An 18,445-nucleotide genomic window follows, 5' to 3' on the forward strand; every position below is an offset into this window, starting at 1 on the left:
CTAGTGGACAATTGCGATTTTAAATTTCGATGCTATTTCTCGATAGTAAAAAGCAACACGAAGGTAAATAGACCTGTAAACAAGAGTGCGTAAAAGAGGTAGGTCAGAAAAAGCAACAGAATCTTGCGAGTAGTGCTTAGGTTTTGGAAAATCTGAAAATAGCTCCAAATATTAAAGGCAAAGCCTAAAAGTAAAGGAATGGTAACAAGGTCACTATGGATGTGGACAATAAGGCTGAAAAGGAAGTAAATCAACATTTGAATCCCTCCGATATATAGATTGATCACCAAGTGCTCCACATAATTATATCCCGATTTGTGAAAACCAAGAAATGAGGCAATTGAAAATATTGGGATTAAGATCAAATAAGAGTAAACTTGATTATTGCCAATCCATTCGAAAATTTCACTTTGTGAAGTTTGTTTTTCGTTTTCTTCCGCTCCGCTTTGGAACCCAACAAAAAAATCATTCAGAAACGTATCGTGACCGAGGAGATAGTTTGCCAAAACATAAATCGTGGTGCAAAGAATCAGAAATGATAGTGGTTTGAAGTGCTGAACTCTATGACCCTCAAGGATGTGCCTGATGGTAGTACCTGGCCTTAAGGAAAGTTCTTTGGCTGTGTAGAAAAAGCCTCTATTGATCTGGAAGATGCCATCCCAAATCTGATCCATCAAAAATTGAAAATCTAATCTCCTAACCCTTGAGCTTTGACCGCATTGGTTGCAGTAATTTCCAGTAAACTCATTTTGGCAATTTTTACAATTCATTAGGTGGATTCAATCTTTATATCAAGTCATTATAATAATATGACTGGTTGTCTAATCTCCTTTTTTCTTCAGCACTAGCATAGTCCGATTAGGAATGTAAAGGCTTACTTTATTTTTTTTATCCGTTTTATAACTGATCCGACTATCGAGCCTTTCAAATCCACCAAATCTTTTTTCATCACTATCCAAAATAATCTGATAATTTCCAGCCTTTGGCATTGTGATTTCAAATCCAAACAGCGATTCATTAGGGTTGAACGAAAAAACGAAAATCAAGCCAGCTCGCTCAAAGGCCAGTATTTTCTTATCTGCGTCTAGATGGAGTTGTGTTGCATGTGCTGACTCCAACAGGTGATAGTCTTTGACCAGTTTGATCATGGCCTGATCCCATGCGAAAAGCTGACTGTACCTTAGTAAGGGCTCATCCACCAGTGACCATTGTCTTCTGGCATATTGATAGCTCCAGTCATTTCCCTTTCTGGGAAAATCAACCCATTCGGGATGGCCAAACTCATTGCCAATAAAATTCAAATATCCCTCACCACCCAAGCTAATGGTAATCATTCGGATCAGTTTATGAATGGCCACTCCTCGATCCACCACGAGACTCTCCTGCAGTACAGACATGCTGGTGTACATTTCTTTGTCCATCAGCCAAAAAGCAATTGACTTGTCTCCCACCAAGGCCTGATCATGGCTCTCTGCATAGGCGATGGACTTTTCTTTTTTCGGGCGATTGGTAAGTTCGTGCCAAAGCTCAAACATATCCCACTGCTCATCGAGCTTGTGCTTTAAGGTTTTGATCCAATAATCTGGGATTCCCATGGCCAGCCTAAAATCAAAACCTATTCCGCCATCTTTAATCTCTCGACATAGGCCCGGCATGCCGCTGACCTCTTCTGCGATGGATATTGCATCGGGCTTGATTTGATGAATCAGGGTATTTGCGAGCTGCAAGTAAAGCAAGGCGTCTTCAGCCACTCCATCATCAAAATAAGCCGCAGCGTCACCAAAGCTCTGGTGTCCATGGTGCTCATAAATCATCGAAGTGACTCCGTCAAAACGAAATCCGTCGAAATGGAATTCTTCAAGCCAGTAACTGATATTGGAAAGGAGAAATTGCTGAACCTCCTGCTTACCGTAATTGAAAAGCTTAGAGTCCCAGCCCTCGTGATGGCCTTTTTCTCCAGGATGAAAATATTGATCAGGGGTCCCGTCAAATTCATTGAGTCCCTCATTGACATTTTTTACCGCATGAGAATGTACGATATCCATCACTACGGCTATACCCATTTGATGTGCAGTATCGATCAGGGACTTTAAATCTTCGGGTGTCCCAAAACGTGAGGTGGGAGCGAAAAAATTGGAAACATGGTAGCCAAATGAGCCATAATATGGATGCTCCATGATGGCCATCATTTGAATAGTATTGTATCCTGCCTTCGCAATTCTAGGAAGAATATTTTTTTCAAACTCTTTGTATGTTCCTACACCCAGTTTTTCCTGAGCCATCCCAATATGGCATTCGTAAATGCAGGGTTCTTTGAAAAGTTTTCGAGGTGAAAAGTCTTGATCATTCCATTCGTACGCTTCAGCAAACCAAAGCTGCCCAGCAAAATCGTGTGACTCTTCATCTTGAATGACCCGCGTGATGTAAGCTGGAATACGATCTAGTGCGACGTCATTGGCTCCAATGATGTGAACCTTGACCTTAGATCCGTGTGTAAATGTGTGTTTGTATTCAGTTTCGGAAAGGAAAATCTCCCAATAACCTCTTGGATTTTTTTTCAAAGGATGACTATACCGATCCCACCAATTGAATTCCCCCATTAGGAAAAGTTGCTTCGCACCAGGAGCCCATTCCCGATAGATCCAGCCTTTTCGCCATGGCTCGTAATGAATTCCGAAATAACGATGATTTTGTGCAAACTCAACCAAACTTCCAAATTGGTGATTGATCTGCTTTTGAGCATCTAGAAAACGGGAATGCCGAGCCTCAATTTGGCTAGCATAAGGCCTTAGCCATTCCTCATCCTTGATTAGGGTCAATAGGGGTTTTTCTTTCACAAAAAGTCATTTTTCCTGAATTGAATTTAGGAAAAAAGACGAGGAATTTACTTTAAAACACAGGGCTTTGACAAAAAATACATCTTAGTGTTTTTCATATACAAACTCCGGCTCCCGTACCTCCACATTTCCTTGATCATCGATTTGGTCCAAAGTGACCAACTTTAGCTCATTGACTAGCATAGGATCATACTTGGCTGCCACTCGAATATAGTTTTCGGTAAAGCCGTGAATTTTGCCATCCTGAACATCATCTTCGAAAAGAACCGTGAAGGTTTTCCCAAGATTCTCCTCATAAAACTTTCTTCTTTTCTTTTCAGAAAGAATACGGAGCATTTTGGAGCGCTCACTTCGCTTTTTCATGGGGACTACCTCATTCATTTCAGCAGCTCTTGTATTTGCTCGCTCTGAGTAGGTGAATACATGCAGATAGGAGATATCTAGTTCATTTAGAAACTGGTAGGTCTCTAGAAAAAGTTCGTCCGTTTCACCTGGAAATCCCACAATTACATCCACTCCGATGCAGGCCTGAGGCATGAGAGTTTTAATCTTATTTACCCGATCCTCATAAAGTTCGCGTAGGTATCGTCTACCCATTTTACGCAGAATGGTATTCGAACCTGATTGTAGCGGGACATGGAAGTGAGGCACAAATCGCTTGGAATCGGCAGCAAAAGCTATGATTTCATTGGTTAGTAGGTTTGGCTCAATGGAAGAGATTCGGATTCGCTCGATACCCTCTACTTCATCAATGGCTCGAACAAGATCCTCAAACCGCTCATTTCTCTTTCCTTCGACTATGCCGAAGTCTCCAATATTCACCCCGGTCAAAACCACTTCTTTTACCTCAGTGTTGCCGATTTCTTTGGCGGACTCAAGAACGGAGGCTACTGTATTGCTTCGACTTTTCCCTCTCGCAAGAGGGATAGTACAAAAAGCACAACCGTAGTTGCATCCATCTTGCACCTTTAAGAAAGTGCGCGTTCGGTCGTTAATGGAATAGGCATTGTTGAAGTCGGTGGCTTCCTGAATTTCTGAAGCAAGCACCTTGACTTCTTGTTCCTTTGCGAAATCATCTAGCAGTTCGATCAATCGAAATTTCTCCGCTGCGCCAAGGACTGCATCCACACCTGGAATCTCAGAAATCTCACGAGGTTTTAATTGAGCATAGCATCCTATAATAGTGACATAGGAATTCGGGGAGATTTTCTTGGCCTCTTTGACTATTTTCTTACACTTTTTGTCTGCATTTTCGGTAACCGAGCAGGTGTTGATAATGAATATGTCAGGGTTTTCCTCGAAAGCCACCTTTTGGAATCCTTTCTCCTCAAACTGTCTACTAATAGTAGAAGTCTCGGAGAAATTCAGCTTACAGCCCAATGTATAGAATGCTACCTTCTTCACTTCTTCTTGTCCTAATTTATAAAGGCCCAAAGTTAAGGAAACCTTGGGGATTTTTATTTAGGATCTCATTTTATCAAATTGCCTCAATTTTTAATGAGGAGGGTCTTTTTTTATCAAAAAATCATCAAAACATATAAAATTTTAGAAATTTCACTTCAAATTTGGATCAAATCGTGTTTCAATCCAGTATTTTTCTATTTTTGTAGGTATAATTTTAAACCACAATTTGTAGCAATGGCAACATTAAGACAGCAAGCCTTATCCATGGTGCAAGGGCGAAAGCGAATTACCGCAACTCCACCATCTCACAAAATCTCAGACTACTTTGGCGTCAATACGTTCAGTACGGCTCAGATGAAGGAATCATTAGCTCCATCCGTATTTAAGAAGGTGATGGAAGCGACCAATAAAGGGAGCAAAATCGATCCTTCCACTGCGGAAGAGGTGGCTTCTGCTATCAAAACTTGGGCACTTTCTAAAGGTGTCACGCACTATACCCACTGGTTTCAGCCGCTTACTGGATCCACAGCTGAGAAGCACGATTCATTTTTTGATGCGCTAGCAGGCCTGGAGAAATTTAAAGGTTCTGCCCTTGTTCAGCAAGAGCCAGATGCGTCATCTTTCCCAAATGGTGGGATTCGATCTACTTTTGAAGCGAGAGGATATACTGCTTGGGACCCAACTTCTCCGATTTTTATCTTCGAAAACACACTTTGTATTCCAACGATCTTCGTTTCCTATACTGGGGAAGCGCTTGATTACAAAACTCCTTTGCTGAGATCTATCGATGCAGTGAATGAGGCAGCAGTACAGATTTGCCAAATGTTTGATCGAAATGTGCGCAAGGTTCAGCCTTCTCTGGGTGTGGAGCAAGAGTATTTTGTGATTGACAAAGCTCTTTACTCAGCGCGACCAGATTTGGTAATGGCCGGTAGAACGGTGTACGGACACAATCCTGCTCGTGGTCAGCAGCTTGACGATCATTACTTTGGAAGTATCCCTACAAGAGTGAAAGACTTTATGGTCGAATTTGAGATCGAAGCATTGAAGTTAGGAATTCCAGTTTCCACTAGACACAATGAGGTGGCACCAGGTCAATTTGAAGTGGCACCACTTTTTGAAGAAATTAACAAGGCTACCGATCACAATCAGCTTTTGATGGATGTGATGGAAAAAGTCGCTGAAAAGCACGATCTAAAAGTACTTCTTCATGAGAAGCCTTTCGCTGGATTGAATGGTAGCGGTAAGCACAACAACTGGTCATTGATTACAGACACTGGGGTAAATCTGTTCCAGCCTAGCAATTCTGCTAGAGAAAATCTTCAGTTTTTGACCTTCTTCGTGGGTACCATCAAAGCAGTACATGATCATGCAGATTTATTGAGAGCAAGCATTGCTTCTGCAGGAAATGACTACAGACTCGGTGCCAATGAGGCACCACCGGCAATCATCTCTACCTTCCTTGGAGCTACACTTACCGACGTCCTTGATGAACTTGAGAAAAACGGAAATATCAAGATCGAAAAAGGTGACAACATGTATATGAAACTAGGGATCTCCAAGATTCCTGAGATTATACTAGATAACACCGATCGAAATAGAACGTCTCCTTTTGCCTTCACTGGAAATAAGTTTGAGTTTAGAGCAGTAGGTTCTCAGGCCAACGTGGCAGGACCAATGACCGCATTGAACGTGATTGTGGCTGATACCTTGAAGACCATGGCAGCCGATATCGAGAAGGAACTTGCAAAAGGTAAGGAGAAGAAAATCGCAATCGTCGATGTACTGAGAAAGTATATTAAAGAGAGCAAAAAGGTTCGATTTGAAGGTGATGGCTACTCTGAGGAGTGGGCGGCTGAAGCAAAGAAAAGAGGCTTATCTAACTTAAAATCTACTCCTGAGGCCTTGGATGTTTACAAGGAGAAGTCAGTCAAAGAATTATTTGAGAGACATGGTGTCATGAATGAGATCGAGCTTCATGCACGTCATGAGATCATGCTTGAAAACTTCATCATGAAGGTGCAGATCGAGAGTAGAGTAATGGGTGATTTGGGATTGAATCACATAATTCCTACTGCGATTCTATACCAGAACAAGTTGATCCAAAATGCTAATGGTCTGAAAGGTCTTGGCTTGGATAATTCTGCTGCAGTGGAGACGATAAAAGAGGTGTCTAAGCATATTGAGTCTTTGAAAACCAATATCACCGCAATGACTGAGGCAAGAAAGAAATTGAATTCTGAAGATGATATTGTGAAGAAAGCGAAGGGCTATCAGTCCAAAGTAAAAGAAGGGTATTTCGAGAAAATCAGATATGCTGTTGATAAGCTAGAGCTTTTGGTGGACGATGAGTCTTGGCCACTTGTGAAGTACAGAGAGATGCTATTTATTCGATAGTCTAATCTTTTCCTAATTCTAAAGCCATCCGATCGGATGGCTTTTTTTTGACCAGACGTTTATAGTGACTTAAGGTTCCATTGTGTTGTGCCAAATGATCAGCATCAAGGTAATTTGGAAAAAATTTTGGTTGACTGAAATATGAACTTGCTCTACAAAAAAATGAAGCTTATGAAGGTTGTAATTAGAAATAAAACCTAAAGGAATCATTACTTTTTTAAAAAAATTAGATAAGAGGGTGAAATTTATTAAAAAAAATAGGCGAATCCTTTTTGAAAAGAGTTTTCATTTTTTAGCTTTAGTAATTAAACCATCTGTGAAGTTGGGTTTTTGCAGTCAGTACTTCTTTAGAACTCTAATTTCCAAGTGCTTTAGATAAGTGTTTTTTAATTTTGACCAAACAACTAGAATGGCAAAACATCTACTAAATTATTTAAGTACCCATTCCGGGGATTCGGAAAACCAAATCAATTTATTTCTAACCTTTTATTATCAGCTATGAGAAAAGTTTTTACAATTGCTTTTGCTCTGGTTCTGATGGCAAGTTTGTCCTTTGGGGCATATGCCCAGACTAGGGTGCTGAAGGGGACCGTGACGGCTTCGACCGACGGACTGCCTATGCCGGGAGTGACGATCCTGGATAAAAACAAGCAAAGTGGTACCACCACAGATGTGGATGGTCAGTATTCCATTTCTGTAGATGCTAGCACCGTCTTGGTGTTTTCATTTATTGGATTTGAAAGTCAAGAGTTTACCGTAGGTAATCTTACTGAGTTGAACGTGACTCTTAACGAAACTGCAAGTGAATTGAGTGAATTTGTGGTTACTTCTTTCGGTATGGAGCGAGACAAAAAAGCGCTTGGCTACTCTGTTACTCAATTGGATGGAGACAAATTTACGGAGTCACGGGCTATTAACGTTGGTAATGCCTTGACAGGTAAAGTTGCTGGTGTGAATGTAACCCCGCCAGCCACTGGTGCCGGTGGATCGACGAGAGTAGTTATTCGTGGTGGTTCATCTCTTGGAGGTAACGATCAACCATTGTACGTGGTCAACGGTATTCCCATTGAATCAGGAAACCTTGGTAACGCCGGTATGTGGGGAGGTAATGACTCAGGTGATGGGCTTTCTGCCATCAATGCGGATGATATCGAGAGTATTTCTGTTTTGAAGGGTGCTACCGCAGCAGCGCTTTATGGTTCTAGAGCCGCTAATGGTGTGATTCTAATCACAACTAAAGGAGGGGCGGAGAAAAAAGGAATTGGTGTTGCCATTAACTCTAACTTCACCATGGACCGAGTGCAAGATTTTACAGAATTTCAACGCATTTATGGTCCAGGACAAGATGGTGAAAGACCTGGTACAATAGATGATGCCTTGAATTTTGCTACAAACGGATGGGGAGACAGATATGATGGTGCTAATTCGCTTCAGTTTGATGGCGAGCAACGCCCATATGCTTTTACAGGAGAAGACTTTAATGATTTCTACCGTACAGGAACCACCTGGAACAATTCTGTTGCACTTTTCGGAGGTGATGCGAAAACGACTTACAGATTTTCATATTCAAACCTCATGAATGAAGATGTACTACCAAATTCTGGTTTTGATAGAAATGTGGTAAACATCAATGTGAATTCGAAGCAAGGTAAATTCACGTTGGCTGTATCTGGTCAGTATTCCAAGCAGACTGTAAAGAATAGACCAAGACTTTCAGATTCTCCAGGAAATGCGAATTTCTCAATGACCTTAAAGCCAGGTAATATTCCGCTTGATGTGATGAGAGGAGATCCTAATAAGCTTGGTGCTAGACCAGACGGACAAGAATTGAGATATCAGGGTAATGTCTTCCAGACCAATCCATATTGGACTGCACATCAGTGGGGTAGAGAAGATAATACGGATCGTATTTTCGGAAACATGTCCCTTCGTTATGATTTCACTGATTGGTTATATATCCAAGGTAGATATGGAACTGATTTCCAAACTAGAGATGATTTCTCTTACACCGCTTATGGAACCGCCTTTAAGCCATTAGGTGATTATAATACAACTTTGAGAACTATTCGAGAGAATAACGCTGATTTATTTATCGGTTTTGACAAGGCTTTCGGAGATTTCAATCTGGACGGTTTCATAGGAGGTAACATTCGACGAAACACTTTTGAAAGCACCGGAGGTGGAGGTAACGACCTTGTAGTACCTTTCTTTCACTCGGTAACTAATGTAGCTGCTCCTCAATATAGATATGGATTCTCAGAGCAAGGAGTGAATTCCTACTTTGCATCTGTGAATATTGGGTATAAGAATATGATCTTCTTGAACCTTTCAGGTCGTGAAGATGCATTCTCTACCTTATCTCCTGATGATTTCAAAGTATTATACCCAGGTGCATCTTTGAGTGCAGTGATAAGTGATATGGTAGAAATGCCAGATTTTGTGACTTTCATGAAGCTTAGAGGTGGATGGGCACAAGTAGGTGGTGGAGGTCCAACACCTTATCAGCTTAACCTTAACTACGGCCTCGTTGGTTCAGGGCACTTGGGTGGTAACTTGGGTACTATTAGAAATGGCTCGATCCCTAACTCTACTCTGTCTCCTTACATCACGACAGAGGTAGAAATTGGTGCTGATTTCAGATTCTTTGATAATCGAGTGGGACTTGATTTTGCTTATTATGATAGAAAGACCACTGACGATATCTTGAATACAGGTATTTCTGCGACATCTGGTTTTGGCTCTACTACGGTGAATATCGGTGAGCTTCAAAACAAGGGAATTGAATTCTTATTAAATGTCACTCCTATAGTTTCTGGTGATTTCAGATGGGATGTTTCCTTCAATTTTGCCCATAACGTTTCCGAGGTGCTTAGTCTTGGTGTGAATGCGGCAGGTGAGCCAATTGAGTTGATTAACTTAGATGAATCTCGAGTAAGGAGAGAAAGAATCGCTCATATTGTAGGTGAAGAGCTAGGTATGATTACTGGATTCAAACATCAGACAATCGATGGTCAGAAGGTTTACAATGACCAAGGTTTTCCAGTAACTACCCCAGGTTATGAAACCATTGCTAGAGGACGTCATCCTACTTCAGGTGGTTTGAATAATAATTTCTCCTACAAGGGGATTAATTTAATGTTCTTGATTGACTTTAGAGCTGGTGGATCCATGATGTCCGGTACTAATTATTTTGCATACACTCAGGGATTGCATGAGAACACTCTTATTGGTCGTGATGGAAGCTTAACTGTCACAGGCGTGACTCCAGAAGGCACACCTAATACTTGGACTATTCCAGCTGAAGATATAGATCAGTACTGGGTAAATTATGCCAGAGTTACTGAAAATGTAGTTTATGACGCTAGTTTTGGTAAGCTGAGAGAATTCTCATTAGGCTATACTTTCCCAAGATCATTTATTGAGCGTACACCGTTTGAGTCTTTGTCACTATCTCTTGTGGGTAGAAACTTGGCTTTATTGTGGTCTAATGTTCCTAACCTGGATCCAGAAGCGGCTTATTCTACTTCAGGAAATTCTCAAGGTTTGGAATTCTTCGCTGTTCCAGCAAATAGAAGTTTCGGATTTAATTTGTCAGCGAACTTCTAATCTGAAGGTTTAACCTAAAAAATGTACAAAATGAAAATATTTAATAAAATAACTGCTCTTGTGATGTGCGTTGCCATGGTGGCCACATCCTGTAGCGATGAGGATCTCCTTGACCTGAACCTTGATCAGAATTCAGTGACAGAGATGGATATGGCATTCCTTTTCTCTTTGTCTACTTTGAGAATAGGTGGAGAGTATGAAAATACTCGAGCAAATATGCTTTATGCAGCTACTATGATTCAACATACAGCATCTGTTGCGGGCTATTTCAGTGGAGATAAATATTTCTACAACGCTGGCTACAGTGGTGCCTATATGGAGCGCCATTTTACTGGTGTCGTAGGTCCACTTACTCATGTGATAAACATGACAGCGGAAGATCCAAATGAAGCAAATGTCAACGCTGCTGCCACTGTAATGAGAGTCTTTGACTTGCACCGAATGACCGACATGTATGGAGATATGCCTTATTCAGAGGCAGGTCAAGGTTTGGAAGGTGAGCAATTCTGGTTTCCAGCTTATCAATCACAGCAGGAAGTCTATACCCAGATGATTGCTGATTTGAGAGCTGCTAGAGACAAGTTTTCAGAATCGGCCAGAAGCCTAGGAAATCAGGATTATCTATACTTTGGTGATTTGAATAAGTGGAGAAAATTTTCAAATGCATTGCTAATGAGGATAGCCATGCGCATGAGCAATGTAGATCCTTCTACAGCCCAGCAAGTGTTTACCGAAGCGAATTCAAATACATTCGAGTCTAATGATGATATCGCATTCATTCACTACACTGATGGTCCAATTGGTGAGAACCGTAATGGATTGAATGATGGTTACTGGAACACTTATAAGTACTCTAGGGATTGTAAAATTTCTGCGACATTTATTGATTGGATGAAAGCCAACAATGATCCTAGATTAATGATTCTATCTGGAGGAATTGGCAATCCTGAAGATCCTAGTACTTGGAATACTGATCCTGCGGCACAGGTGGGGATGCCTAATGGATACACAGGAAATACCATTCTCAATGTTCTAGATCCTGATCAGGCAGCTGGCTTCCAGGAAAGAGGAAATCAAATTTTCTCAATGTTGAATCTTAAATATTTGGATTGGGCTGATCCTTACTACTTAATTTCCTACGCTGAGGTTGAGCTAATGAGAGCCGAAGCAGCCGTGAAAGGATGGATCAATACGGATGCATCATCTCACTTCGCTAAAGGCGTGACTGCGGCTATTACTTCTTGGGTGGAGTTCGATCCCTCATTCGCTAGAACTGGACCTGAGATTCAAGCTTACATTGCCGGACGTGGATTCGATGCTGCATCCAATGAGGATAAGTTAAGACTGATCGGAGAAGAGTATTGGGCAGCAACTTATCTCAATGATTTAGAGTCTTGGGCAAATTGGAGAAGAACGGGATATCCAGAATTGACTCCAACTCAGGACCCCAACGCCTTTGAAGGAAATTTCATTCCTAGAAGATTGAGATATTGGGAGTCGGAGATTGGTTCTAATCCTGACAATTACCAATCTGCTATTGCCAGAATGGGAGGAGATACCTTCGCTACCAGAGTATGGTGGGATGGAGGAAATTAATTCATCCATTACATAAATTACATACTGATAGAGGTTTTGATTCATTTCAAAACCTCTATCTTTTTTCCTTTAATTCCTGCTAAATTAAGTCAAGGATCTAACCGTGACAATCTATTTACCTTCAAATTCTATGAAAAATCTAGTTTTGACCTTTGCCCTTTTTTTTGCCAGTTTTTACACTTTTGCCCAAGAGAAATACGACCTTATCATCGTGGGCGGTGGTGCGAGTGGAACAGCTGCAGGTGTCGCTGCGGGTCGTGCTGGAGTCAGTGTATTGATTATTGAGCCCACCACGTGGCTTGGAGGGATGTTGACAGCTGCAGGTGTGTCTGCTATAGATGGGAATCATAGGCTTCCTTCTGGGATCTGGGGTGAATTCAAAGGGGAATTGGAGGCCTACTATGGCGGTGCGGATAAGCTTGCCACAGGATGGGTAAGTAATACACTTTTTGAGCCACATGTGGGAAATGAGATCCTCCATAAAATGGCTAAATCTGTGAGAAGCTTAGAAGTGAGCTTCGAAAGCGATTGGCAAAGTGCTGAATATACGAATGGGCTTTGGTCAGTGACATTTACCAAAGGTGGAGAAGTCAAAAAAGCTCAATCAACACTTCTAATCGATGCCACCGAGCTAGGTGATGTAGCGGCCTCTCAAGGCCTACCATACCGCCTGGGAATGGACGCTAGGGATGAGATTGGCGAAAGCTTTGCCCCGGCAGAAGCCAATGATATCATTCAAGATTTGACTTTAGTGGCTACTTTAAAAGATTACGGTCCAGACGCCGACATGACTATTCAAAAGCCTGAGGGATACGACCCTGAGCTTTTTGCCTGTGCTTGTGCACATGCTGATCCAATCACAGATGAAGATCCTACTTTGGACTGCGGCAAAATGCTTGATTACGGTAAACTTCCAAACGGTAAATACATGATCAATTGGCCGAATTGCGGAAATGATCATTATGTAAATCTTGTGGAACTGACTCCAGAAGAACGATTGAAAGAAATTGAAAAAGCGAAACTTAGAACCCTTCAATTTGTCTATTACATTCAAAACGAACTTGGATTCAAAAATCTAGGCTTGGCAGATGATGAATATCCTACCGCAGATCAAATGCCTATGATTCCCTACCATCGAGAGTCTAGACGGTATTATGGGTTGGTGGACTTTACTTTGCCTTATGTGCGCACTCCTTACAATGCTCCAAATCCACTTTACCGAACTGGAATAGCAGTGGGTGATTACACCATAGATCACCATCATAAAGAACGCCCAGATGCCCCAAACATAGATTTCATAAAAATTCGGGTGCCTTCTTACAATGTTCCTTTGGGAGCCTTGATTCCCAAGGATCATCCAGCATTAATCCTGGCCGAGAAAAGTATATCTGTGTCAAATATCGTCAATGGAGCTTCGCGACTTCAGCCGGTCGTTTTGGGAATAGGTCATGCGGCTGGAGCCTTAGCCGTGGTGGCTTTGCGAAATGGTAAAACTCCTGCTGAAATTTCAATTAGGGCTGTTCAGAAGCAGTTATTGTTACAAAAAGCTTACATCATGCCTTTCATAGATGTGAGCTCTGAGATGCAAAGCTTTGGGGCTATTCAAAGGGTAGGGGCCACGGGAATATTTAAAGGAGAGGGTGTGCCCTATCTTTGGGCCAATCAAACTTGGTTTTACCCAGAAAGAGCAGTGACCGAATACGAGTTGATTCAAGGTTTAAAGCCACTGTATCCTAGTTTACAAACTTTCTGGGGGGCGTCAGGAGAGTATTTGACGTTGAGTAGATTTATAGAGCTACTCCAACTAGTGGATAAAGACATTAACCAAGCAGTAGTGTCTGAGGCATGGGACCAAGGAAGACTTGAAGGGAATTTCTTTGATGGTTTGGTTCTGACTAGAGAGCAGGCGTCAGTACTTTTGGATCGGTTGCTAGATCCTTTTGCTAAAGAGATAAACTGGCAAGGGGAGGTGACTGATTAAAGTGCCTTTGAGTAATAGCTTTCTATTCATTAATCTTTTCCCAAATAAAATCACCGATCTTTTCCCCCTGTTTTATACCTTCTTCAATCGCATCACGGAAGTGAATACCACCATAGAGCCTAGAAATAGCTGCCTCTTCGGAAGCTTGTAAAAATGATGAAAAAGACCTTTCAGGTAACCCGAAATAAATTTCTGAAGTGTCCACAAAGTCAAAATTATCCCCAAAATAGCCGGTAAGGATTACGGCTGAGGCCCGACTGATGACGGAGTGTCCTGAAGTATACTCCGGGAATGGGGGAGTCTGAAGGAGCGGTCTCCAAGTCCGGTCTAGCTCCTCATTGATTACAGTTTCTGGTCGAATACGATCTGTTTCATATTTGGCTTGCCAACAGGAAATAAAGGCATCGTGGAGGGTCATTCCTACTAAGGCATGGATATAAGCTGTTTCCGCAAAGCTTAAATTCTCCTTGACGGCGGCAATCCCAGTAATACCCATCCAGTGACCTCCAGGGCTTATTTTTTTGATCCCTATAGCCATGTGTCCTGTCACATCCACCATAAATGGATTACAATCCCAAAAATTGGCAATGAGCTTTTCTTTATCAGAGAGATTTCCAGTGACTTCGATGATTTCATCCAACTGGTTCCTAAAGCTACTGCCTTTATTCATATCAAAAGGAGCCATCGGTGCTGGTTGGAAATCTTCGAGATTCTGTAGATAGAAGGGTTTAATCGTCTTCCATTCCGGCTCCACTGCAGATATATAAGCCGGAGGGGTGGGGTACCACTTCCCCTTTTCCTTCGTAGGCGAATACCGAGTCAAAGTTGATAGCTGTAAATAGCCATCAGCATTCGCAATTTTCATTACCGCATCAGCCACCTTTTTCGAGAAATCAATATGCCTTTCAACTTCATTTTTTTTGATGATTTTGGATTTTAAGGCTTTTTTTATCCAAGCTTCCTTTTTGTCTTCAAGTAAATAGCCAGAAGGCATTATGGCCTGGCCCACAGAAAGCATGGCATAAATAGCCGCAAATTCCGGTGAGCCCAACGAGGTAGATTCTAGTCCGAAATCATCTAAATAAGATGAAGCCAGGATATCAGCATGATCGAATTTTCCACCGGAATTTTGGATTACCAAATAGCTCGCTAGGGTAGAATAAGCATAAATTCGAGCAGCTACGGGAGGGCTAGCAACATCCGTTACCATCACCTCGGTGATGTGAAATAATTCCTCTGCGTAGGTTTCTGGCCAAGAATTAATTTTCTGGGCGTGGAGGATAGCCGTGGAAAAAAAGAAGACCCCAGCCAATAGCAGTATGATGTACTTTTTATTCATTGATCTTGTAAGCCTTGGCTGGCTGTTGGTTGATACCAAAAACGAGGATGGGTTCTTGACTTAACTTCAGAATTGACTTGATATCGCCTTTGATTGCTAGTCCTGATTCATAGGGACCAAGTGGAGTGAATTCACCCTTTCCATCCCCTAATAGTACCAAACCGAAACTTGAATCAATCATCCCAATTCGGATTCGATTAAAATTTTGATTACCTCCTAAAATTAAATCCATATTTCCGTCTTGATTCAGATCAACCGGAAGAATACTGTAGACAGGAAAACTCTGTGCCAGCATGGGTAATTTTTTGGGGGCGAAACGCCCATTTTCATTTTCGAGATAATAAGAACTTAAAGTATTGGCCTCTAACATCTGTGCTTTTTCCAGTTGCTCACTTGAAAAGAGATCGTTCATTGTTGCTTTGGAATAGGAGCCATAATCCGTGAATTTACTTCGCATCGATACCATTTGATCCAAGAGCTCATCCCTGCTCGGAAAAGGGTACGCCCCATCTCCTACAAAGCATTCCAGAATAGGGTCAATGGACCCGTTTTGATCAAAGTCTGCTGAATAAAGTCGAAGGAGCTTATCTTCGCTTGCTTCAAATTGAGAGTTCAAACCGAAATTTCCAGCAATCAAATCTAAATCTCCATCCCCATCAAAATCTGCTGATGCTAGACTGCTCCACCATCCAGAAAGGTTTGTTTCAAGGTAACTTGAGGTTTCATCTTCAAAACCACTTCCAGTATTAATCAAAAAAGTAAGAGGCGTGAATTCCCCCGCTAAAACCAAATCTTCAAGTCCATCGGAATTTAGATCAAGAAGGGTTGAACTTGTAATTAGTCCCAGTTTGCCCAAATTAGGCAAAAGGCTTTCTTCTCCTAGGCGAAAACTTCCTTTACCATCATTGAGCAGAATAACGCTTTTGGGCACTTCAGGATAACGGCCTGGCAATAGTCGTGCACCAACAAATATATCCAAGTATCCATCTTGATTGATGTCTACAAACTGAGCCGTTCCCGTGGCAAATTTGTAGTCTGGAAGTGCGGATGTGACGAGTTTACCTTTTCCATCATTGAGATATAAGCGATCGCTGAGCCAGTCATCCGAGCTCAAATAGTCATGAAACCCTCCGCTTCCGAGGAATAAATCCTCAAGACCATCCCCATTGACATCGCCAAAAATAGCTACGGCATCTGTATAGTTTTCTTCACTTCTAAAGCCGGAATATGGTTTCCAAACACCATCAATATAAGTTTTAATCTCGGCAGCTTGGCCTTTGGTACCACCAAAGAAAACCTCGAGATGACCATCTCCATTCAAATCGACTGAGGCCATAGTTGGAGCAATGTAACTTGGCATAGTCACCATCAAGGGCTGACGTTTGAAATCATTAAACCCTACTATTCCAGAGATGAATTCCGGTCCTTGAATTTCAGAGAGTAGGGGCGAGGATATATCTACATCCTTCGATGGGTTGCTAGATTTTTGTTCGATTCCTAAGAGCTGATTGGCTTTCACTCCAATTAAGGATTGAATAGTCCCATCTGGCCAAGTAATCGTCAATTCTGAAATTTCGTTAACACTTCCAAGTCCAAAATGAAGAATAGGCGAAACACTTGATTGAAATCCACGGACAGGTTGATTTTCTACCTTTTGGAGGGTATTTCCAGTTCTCAGTTCAACTTTGGCTCCTACGCCAAAAGTATTTGATCCTGATGCTTTCAGTCTAATTTTCAAATAATTTTGGCCCTCGCTCTTATTTTCATAAATACTTGGAGCGTCATTCAGATTGCTGATCACTAGATCTAGGTCCCCATCATTGTCTAAATCGGAATATACTGCCCCACTTGAGAAACCAGGAGTATCAAATCCCCAATCTTTAGTTCGATCTGCAAAAGTCAGATCTGCTTGATTTTCAAAAATGTAATTATGAACTGGCGTCGAGGTCATGCTGGTCACCAAGTGTAGGGTATCTGCTTTTTCTTTGGCCACAGCCTGCTTGAAATAATAGTCTCCTTTATACTTTAGGAAGTCTCTATTCGTATAGTCTCGAAAGTAACCATTGGTGATCAACAGGTCTTTATTACCATCATTATTGGCATCAAAAAAAAGGGCAGACCAAGACCAGTCTGTGTTAGAGATATTTGCCATTTGACCGATTTCAGAAAAAAGACCTTCCCCCTGATTTAGTTGGAGCATATTACGCATATTTTGATGATAGAAGCCACGTTCGATCATCAAGGAATATTGCTCATAATTTTCAGGTCCATAGAGTAGTTTCTGCCTTTCATTATCTTCTGGTAGCATATCCAGGGTGTAGATATCCATCAACCCGTCGTTGTTGACATCTGATATGTCAGCCCCCATGGAGAAGTGAGAGATATGCTGGAAATAATCTGCAGTAAGATCCTTAAAAGTACCATCTTGCTGATTGATATAGAGGTAATCCGGCTCGATGTAGTCATTGGTCACTAAAAGATCGGGAAACCCATCCTCATTTACATCAGCTGACACCACTCCGAGGCCAAAACCCAAGGCATTGCCTTTGATGCCTGCACTTTCGGATATATCTATAAACTTTCCTCCATCGTTCCGGTAGAGCTTATCCCCTGCATAGGGATGCCTCACAGCTCTTGCTTGGTCAAACTCGATTTCTGTGATTACCTGAATGTGGTGATTTAGTAAAAAAAGATCTAAGTCTCCATCTCGATCAAAATCAAAAAATAGACCCTGAGTTGAATTTGATGGATCGTCAAGTCCATAGCTCTTTGCTTCATTAATGAATGTGAAGTCTTTTTGATTGATCCAAAGCTCGTTTCTGCGGCTTTCTTCATCACCTTTTCCCGAGAAGGATACATAAATATCTAGCCAACCATCTCCATTTACATCGGCCATGCTGACGCCTGTAGTCCAAGAATCCTTTCCAGTAACTCCTGCCGCTTTGGCCCGATCTTCAAATCTCCAGTCTCCAAGATTTTTGTAAACCTTGTTTGAAGACATATTTGCCGTGAAAAACAGATCCTCAAGACCATCATTATCTAAATCACCTACTGCCACCCCGGCACCATTGTAAAAGTACTCATAACGAAGGATGTTGTTTTGGGCGTCCTCTTTGAGAGAGTTTTTAAAGTTGATTTTGAGCTTTTTTGCGCTCAATTCATTGAAAAGTGGACTTTTAGAATTTTGTCCCAAGGCATCGCCCGATAAAAGGATGAGAAAAATCCCAATCCCTTTAAAGAATGATAGAAAATGGGGTTTTATGCTACTTTCCATTGGTATTCTTC

General features: G+C 41.6%; 9 protein-coding genes. 4 read left to right on the forward strand and 5 right to left on the reverse strand.

The window, feature by feature from the left end; all coding sequences use genetic code 11:
* Positions 1 to 32: 32 nt before the first annotated feature.
* From ACFOSV_RS10875 to mtaB, 3 genes are all read right to left on the reverse strand, one after another.
* The gene (locus tag ACFOSV_RS10875; protein WP_377906042.1) at positions 33 to 674 is read right to left on the reverse strand and encodes a DUF3667 domain-containing protein; all 642 of its coding nucleotides are present in this window, start codon (positions 672 to 674) and stop codon (positions 33 to 35) included.
* A 147-nt stretch (positions 675 to 821) separates the two neighbouring features.
* A complete protein-coding gene (locus ACFOSV_RS10880; protein WP_377906043.1) occupies positions 822 to 2,837 on the reverse strand; it encodes an alpha-amylase family glycosyl hydrolase in 2,016 nt (671 codons plus the stop codon).
* 84 nt (positions 2,838 to 2,921) lie between these two features.
* A complete protein-coding gene (gene mtaB / locus ACFOSV_RS10885; protein ID WP_377906044.1) occupies positions 2,922 to 4,241 on the reverse strand; it encodes a tRNA (N(6)-L-threonylcarbamoyladenosine(37)-C(2))-methylthiotransferase MtaB in 1,320 nt (439 codons plus the stop codon).
* A gap of 234 nt (positions 4,242 to 4,475) precedes the next feature.
* On the opposite strand from mtaB, the gene ACFOSV_RS10890 reads away from it, so the two are divergent.
* From ACFOSV_RS10890 to ACFOSV_RS10905, 4 genes are all read left to right on the forward strand, one after another.
* Positions 4,476 to 6,638, forward strand: a complete 2,163-nt coding sequence (locus ACFOSV_RS10890) for a glutamine synthetase III family protein (protein WP_377906045.1) — start codon at positions 4,476 to 4,478, stop codon at positions 6,636 to 6,638.
* Positions 6,639 to 7,136: 498 nt separating this feature from the next.
* The gene (locus ACFOSV_RS10895) at positions 7,137 to 10,244 is read left to right on the forward strand and encodes a SusC/RagA family TonB-linked outer membrane protein (protein ID WP_377906046.1); all 3,108 of its coding nucleotides are present in this window, start codon (positions 7,137 to 7,139) and stop codon (positions 10,242 to 10,244) included.
* 30 nt (positions 10,245 to 10,274) lie between these two features.
* Entirely contained in the window at positions 10,275 to 11,840 is a 1,566-nt protein-coding gene (locus tag ACFOSV_RS10900) for a SusD/RagB family nutrient-binding outer membrane lipoprotein (RefSeq protein ID WP_377906047.1), read from the forward strand.
* 130 nt (positions 11,841 to 11,970) lie between these two features.
* Positions 11,971 to 13,821: an FAD-dependent oxidoreductase gene (locus ACFOSV_RS10905; protein ID WP_377906048.1), complete on the forward strand. Its 1,851-nt coding sequence runs from the start codon at positions 11,971 to 11,973 to the stop codon at positions 13,819 to 13,821.
* A gap of 22 nt (positions 13,822 to 13,843) precedes the next feature.
* On the opposite strand, the gene ACFOSV_RS10910 is transcribed toward ACFOSV_RS10905, so the two are convergent.
* Positions 13,844 to 15,160, reverse strand: coding sequence for a vanadium-dependent haloperoxidase (locus ACFOSV_RS10910; RefSeq protein WP_377906049.1), 1,317 nt, complete (start codon positions 15,158 to 15,160; stop codon positions 13,844 to 13,846).
* A complete protein-coding gene (locus ACFOSV_RS10915; RefSeq protein WP_377906050.1) occupies positions 15,153 to 18,434 on the reverse strand; it encodes a VCBS repeat-containing protein in 3,282 nt (1,093 codons plus the stop codon). Before ACFOSV_RS10915 ends, ACFOSV_RS10910 begins: the two co-directional genes overlap by 8 nt.
* Positions 18,435 to 18,445 lie beyond the last annotated feature (11 nt).

Origin of the sequence: Algoriphagus namhaensis, from assembly GCF_042649705.1 — a bacterium.
Lineage (GTDB): Bacteria > Bacteroidota > Bacteroidia > Cytophagales > Cyclobacteriaceae > Algoriphagus > Algoriphagus namhaensis.